We start from the raw sequence: 4,965 nt of genomic DNA, 5'->3' as shown, positions 1-4,965 counted from the left end.
TCCGGCATAATGTTTCATGCTGCGCTTCCTTTCCTGATGCTTGTGGCTGTTCCAAACAGACCACGTTTTATCATCAGCTCGAAGCGCAGCACCCCTGCATCCAACCTCCGGGGATGGGCTCAAGCCGAATACCCCATCTGTTGCAACCCTCTATCGTCATATCGGCAAGAAGGGTGGCTCTCCCAAAACAGTGGAATCCGAGGACGTCCATGGCTGAGCGGAGAAAGCGGCCGCCCGGAGAGGCTCTTGTCGATCTTCGACGCCGATTGTCGCTGCTTTCTCCCCGTGATCCAGGCCGTACCGAGATTGTTGCTCGTGCCGCCGATGCCTACGGCATCTCGATCTGGACCCTGTATCGGGCGCTGCGGGAGTTGAACCGCCCGAAATCCGTACGGCGCGCCGATCACGGAACCTCCCGGATCGCCCCGCAGCCGGAGATGGAAACCTATGCCGAAATCATCGCGGCCCTGAAGATCAGAACGGCGAACCGGAAGGGGCGGCATATCTCCACGGCGCGCGCCATCAAGCTGCTTGAGGAAGACGGCGTGGTGACGCCCGATGGCCTGGTCCGTGCACCGCCCGGCATCTTGAAACGCGCAACGGTCGATCGGCTGCTGCGTGTTTCCGGCCTGGATTATGCGCGCGTCACCCGCCCGGTGGCTGCCGTCCGATTCCAGGCGCGGCGTTCCAACGAACTCTGGCACTTCGACATGAGCCCGTCCGACCTGAAGCAGGTGGAAGCGCCGCTTTGGGTCGAGGAAGGGCGCGGCCGGCCGACGCTGATGCTGTTCTCCGTGGTCGATGATCGCTCCGGCGCGAGCTATCAGGAATACCGCTCCGTCTACGGCGAGGACGCGGAGTCCGCCTTGCGCTTTCTCTACAATGCCTTCGCCGCCAAGCCTGAACCGGAACTGCCGCTTCAGGGGATTCCAACGACCATCCATATGGATAACGGGCCGGTGAGCCGCTCGCGCGTTTTCCAGTCCGTCATGGGTAGCCTTGGTGTCCGGGTTCTCACGCATATGCCCCCGTCGGACAGCGAGCGGCGCACGCCGGCGCGAGCGAAAGGCAAGGTCGAGCGGCCGTTTCGCACGATCAAGGAAGTGCACGATCATCCGCGAGGTGTGTGCGGCCGTCCAGACCGGTCGGCTTGTCGTGGTCTCCGGCCTGGTCGGTTCGGGGAAAACCCACCTTTTGCGCCGCATCGAGGCCGAACTCACCAAAGCCGGCAAGGTCGCACTCGCCAAATCGCTGGCGGTCGACAAGCGGCGCACTTCGCTGCCATCGCTCATTGAAGCCCTGTTCTACGACTTGTCTCCCGGCGATCGTGCGCAGGTCAAGATCCCCAAGCAGGCCGAGCGCCGGGAGCGCGACCTGCGCGACATCATGAAAAAAGGCAAACGGCCGATCGTCCTCGTGGTCGACGAGGCCCATGACCTGCACCACAAGACCTTAACCGGCCTGAAGCGACTGATGGAGGTGGTCGCCGACGCCGGCGTGCTCCTTTCCGTACTTCTTGTCGGGCATCCCCGGTTGCGCAATGATCTGCGCCGGCCGCAAATGGAGGAGATTGGCTACCGCACGACCATTTTTGACTACGAGGGGATCGGCTCCGCGCGCCGCGACTATGTTGCCTGGCTGCTTGGCGCCTGTGCGGCCGAAGGCGTAAAGGTTGGCGAACTCCTCGAGGAAGAAGCCATCGACCTCATCGCCGAACGTTTGCGCACGCCGCTTCAGATCGAGATGCATCTCACCCTCGCATTCGAGCAGGGCTTTCGCCTCGGCGCCAAGCCGGTTACCGCCGAAATCGTCGAGCAGGTCCTGTCCCGCGCCATCGACGATCTCGAACCGACGTTGACCCGAAATGGTTACGATGCGATGGCTCTGGTCACGCACCTCAATGCTCGGCCGTCGGATATCCGCGCCTTCCTGGCGGGCACCCTTGATCCCGAATATTCCCGTCAGCTGACCGAGCAACTACGACAGGCAGGCGTCCCGGTTTGACCATGCCGTCGCTGGCAATTAATCTGAGCACGTGGGGGATGTTTGCAAGCAGACCCGGATGTTTGCGAGCACATTGGCAAAGAGCGTGAGCACGACGCCCGCTCCATTGTCAGATAATTCGAGCAGAAAATGCCGATGTTTGCGAGCAGAGGCGCTTATGTTGGCAAGCCGCTACAGCTACCAGGCGCCAGACTTCAAAGTGACGATCGCCGGCATCATCGATTTGCCCAACGCCGATGCGATGTTTCAGGCGATCGGCGTCGCCCCAGGCGTTGCACCACAAGCCCCGCCTGACAACGTCCTGCTGTTTCCGATGTCCCAGTGGCAGCAAGTATTCGCACAGCAGGGCGCAAGCCGGCCCGATACCGTCAAGACTGAGTTCCACGTCAAGCTCGATCACCGCGGTCTACCCACCGATCCGGTCGCTGCGAGCATCCGGGCGACCGAGCAAGGTCACAATTTCGAGGCCCGCGTCGCTGGAACCGCGCTGCTCGCCAACAATCTGGCGGCTCGACTGGGAGCGGCGCGCGAGGATGCCCTCTACGCCCGACTGGTTTTTCTGTTCCTCGGCGCCCCAGGAACGATCCTGGCCATTCTGCTGACGCTTGCCGTTGCAGGAGCTGGGCGGGACAAACGCCGTCGCGAGCAGGCGTTGCTGCGTTTGCGGGGAACAACAGTCGATGCCGTCCTTCGTCTGGCCGCGGCTGAAGCGATCGTCGCGGGGGTCGGCGGTGCGATCCTTGGTATTCTCCTCGGTGCTCTCGCGGTACATTTCGTCCTCGGGGCGGCACTCTTGCGCAGCACGGCGGTTCCTTTGCTCAGTACTGTGGCTGGGCTCGCGCTGTCGCTCGCAGCGATCCTGCTTCCCGCCTGGCGTGACGCTCGCAGCTCTACCATTGCGGCGGGCCGGCGACCGATCGGCGAGCATCGGACACCCTTGTGGGCTCGCGGTTATCTGGACCTTGTGCTGCTTGCGCTCGCTGCGGCGTTCTACTGGCGTTCGGCAGCGAGCGGATATCAGGTCGTTCTCGCGCCGGAGGGTGTGACGGCCGCGGCGGTCGACTACACCGCCTTCCTTGCGCCTATGATGCTATGGACCGGTCTGGCACTGTTGGCCATGCGGCTCGTCGGGGCCGGGCTGCGGCAAGGCCGACCGCTGATTGCCAAGGGCTTGCGACCTGTCGCCGGGCGTCTGGCGGATGTTGTGGCGGCAACATTTGAGCGCCAAGGCCGCCGACTGACTGCTGGCATCGGCCTGGCTGCGCTTGCTTTCGCCTTTGCATCGTCTACCGCGATTTTCAACGCAACCTATGAGGCCCAGGCGCGGGTCGACGCTGAACTCACCAACGGCGCCGACGTCACCGTCACGGGCACATCCGCCGCACCTGCGTCTCAGGCGCTCGACACACTTTCCAGGCTACCGGGCGTCGCGGCGGCCCAGCCGATGCAACACCGATACGCGTATGTCGGAACAGACCTTCAGGATCTCTACGGCATCGATCCGACACGCATCGGGACAGCCACGGCCATGTCCGACGCTTATTTTGCCAATGGCGATGCGAGGGCGACACTCGTCGACCTCGCGCAAACGCCCGATGGTGTACTGGTCTCTCAGGAAACCGTGAACGACTATCAGCTCCGCCGCGGCGACAGCATCAACCTTCGCCTGCAAAACGCGGCCGATCACCAATATCATGTCGTGCCCTTTCACATCGTAGGTGTGGTGCGCGAATTCCCGACCGCCCCCAAGGATTCGTTCTTGGTCGCCAACGCGGCTTACATCGCCCGGCAAACCGGTTCCGCGGCAAACGAGATTGTTCTCATTCGATCGAACGGTGATCCCGCCCGCGTCGCTTTGTCCGCCCGAAATGCGACTGCGGGCCTCCCCGGAGTCAAGGTCAGCCAGATCGGCGATACCGTAGCCCTGATAGGGTCGAGCCTCACCGCAGTTGATCTCGCCGGTCTAACGCGGCTGGAACTCATCTTCGCGCTTGTCATGCTTGCTGCGTCGGGCGGACTGGTCCTTGGCCTTGGCTTTGCCGACCGCGAGCGCTCCTTCGCGGTTCTCGTGGCTCTGGGAGCCCGACCACGACAGCTCGGCGCCTTCGTCTGGAGCGAAGCGGCATTGGTTACCGGCAGCGGCATGGTCCTGGGTCTCGGGGCAGGCACGCTGATTGCCTATGTGCTCGTCAAGCTGCTGACCGGAGTGTTCGACCCGCCACCTGCGGTGCTTTCGGTGCCGTGGCTCTACCTCGTTGCTCTCATCGTCACGGCAGCGGGCGCCGCTCTGGTAGCCGCGACAGGTGAAGCAATGCGCAGCCGGAAACACGTCACGGAGAAGCTCAGAGGCGAGTGAGAACCTGTTTTCTCGCAACCCAGGCCGCCATTGCGGGAAAGGATAGAGATCGGCGGCCGAGACCTTGAAAGGATAAAGCAAATGAAACCGCAAATGATCATGGCCGCGATGCTGGTGCTGGCGCCGATCAGCGCCGCATTCGCTGCCCAAACATCCGGCACGATCACCGCAATCAGCAAGAATGCCGATACGATCACGCTGTCGGACGGCAAGACTTACGCCCTGCCCGAAGGGATCGAAGACACCAAACTCCGTGTCGGCGAAAAGGTCCAGCTAACCTATGCGGACAAGGGCGGTAAGGCGGTTGTCTCCCATCTGGTTCCGCAGAAATGAAAATTGCAGCGGCCGGCTTCATTGCCGGCCGCTGATTTCGCGCGCGATTGACAGCCGTCGAGCGTGTTCGGCATCAGGCCGACACCCGCTCTAATTCTCAGCTAATTGAACCTGCGTAGTCACAGTCAGGGCAATCGCATATGGCTCACGCGAGTAAGCCATTGAGAACGTTTCGGAGAAAGTCGTCATCCCAGCCTGCCCTCTTGAGCTTGATGGAGAGCGAGCCCTTCGACGTGTCCCTGCGCATGACGTCGAGAGCACGGCGACGCAGG

At 62.5% G+C, this 4,965-nt stretch carries 3 protein-coding genes and 1 pseudogene; all 4 read left to right on the top strand.

Going from position 1 to position 4,965, the window contains the following annotated elements; all coding sequences use genetic code 11:
- Positions 1-209 precede the first annotated feature (209 nt).
- Positions 210-1,112: pseudogene (locus FJQ48_RS12820) on the top strand (IS481 family transposase); the annotation flags it as partial.
- A complete protein-coding gene (locus FJQ48_RS12815; protein WP_348770739.1) occupies positions 1,003-2,004 on the top strand; it encodes an AAA family ATPase in 1,002 nt (333 codons plus the stop codon). The pseudogene FJQ48_RS12820 and the gene FJQ48_RS12815, both read left to right, overlap by 110 nt.
- A 313-nt stretch (positions 2,005-2,317) precedes the next feature.
- Complete coding sequence (locus FJQ48_RS12810; RefSeq protein WP_247870381.1) at positions 2,318-4,360, top strand: FtsX-like permease family protein; 2,043 nt, start codon at positions 2,318-2,320, stop codon at positions 4,358-4,360.
- Between the two features lie 81 nt (positions 4,361-4,441).
- Entirely contained in the window at positions 4,442-4,693 is a 252-nt protein-coding gene (locus tag FJQ48_RS12805; RefSeq protein ID WP_094574532.1) for a DUF1344 domain-containing protein, read from the top strand.
- Positions 4,694-4,965 lie beyond the last annotated feature (272 nt).

It is taken from the genome of Ochrobactrum sp. CGA5 (assembly GCF_006345815.1).
Taxonomy (GTDB): domain Bacteria; phylum Pseudomonadota; class Alphaproteobacteria; order Rhizobiales; family Rhizobiaceae; genus Brucella.
This window is presented reverse-complemented; position numbering and strand designations above follow the sequence as displayed.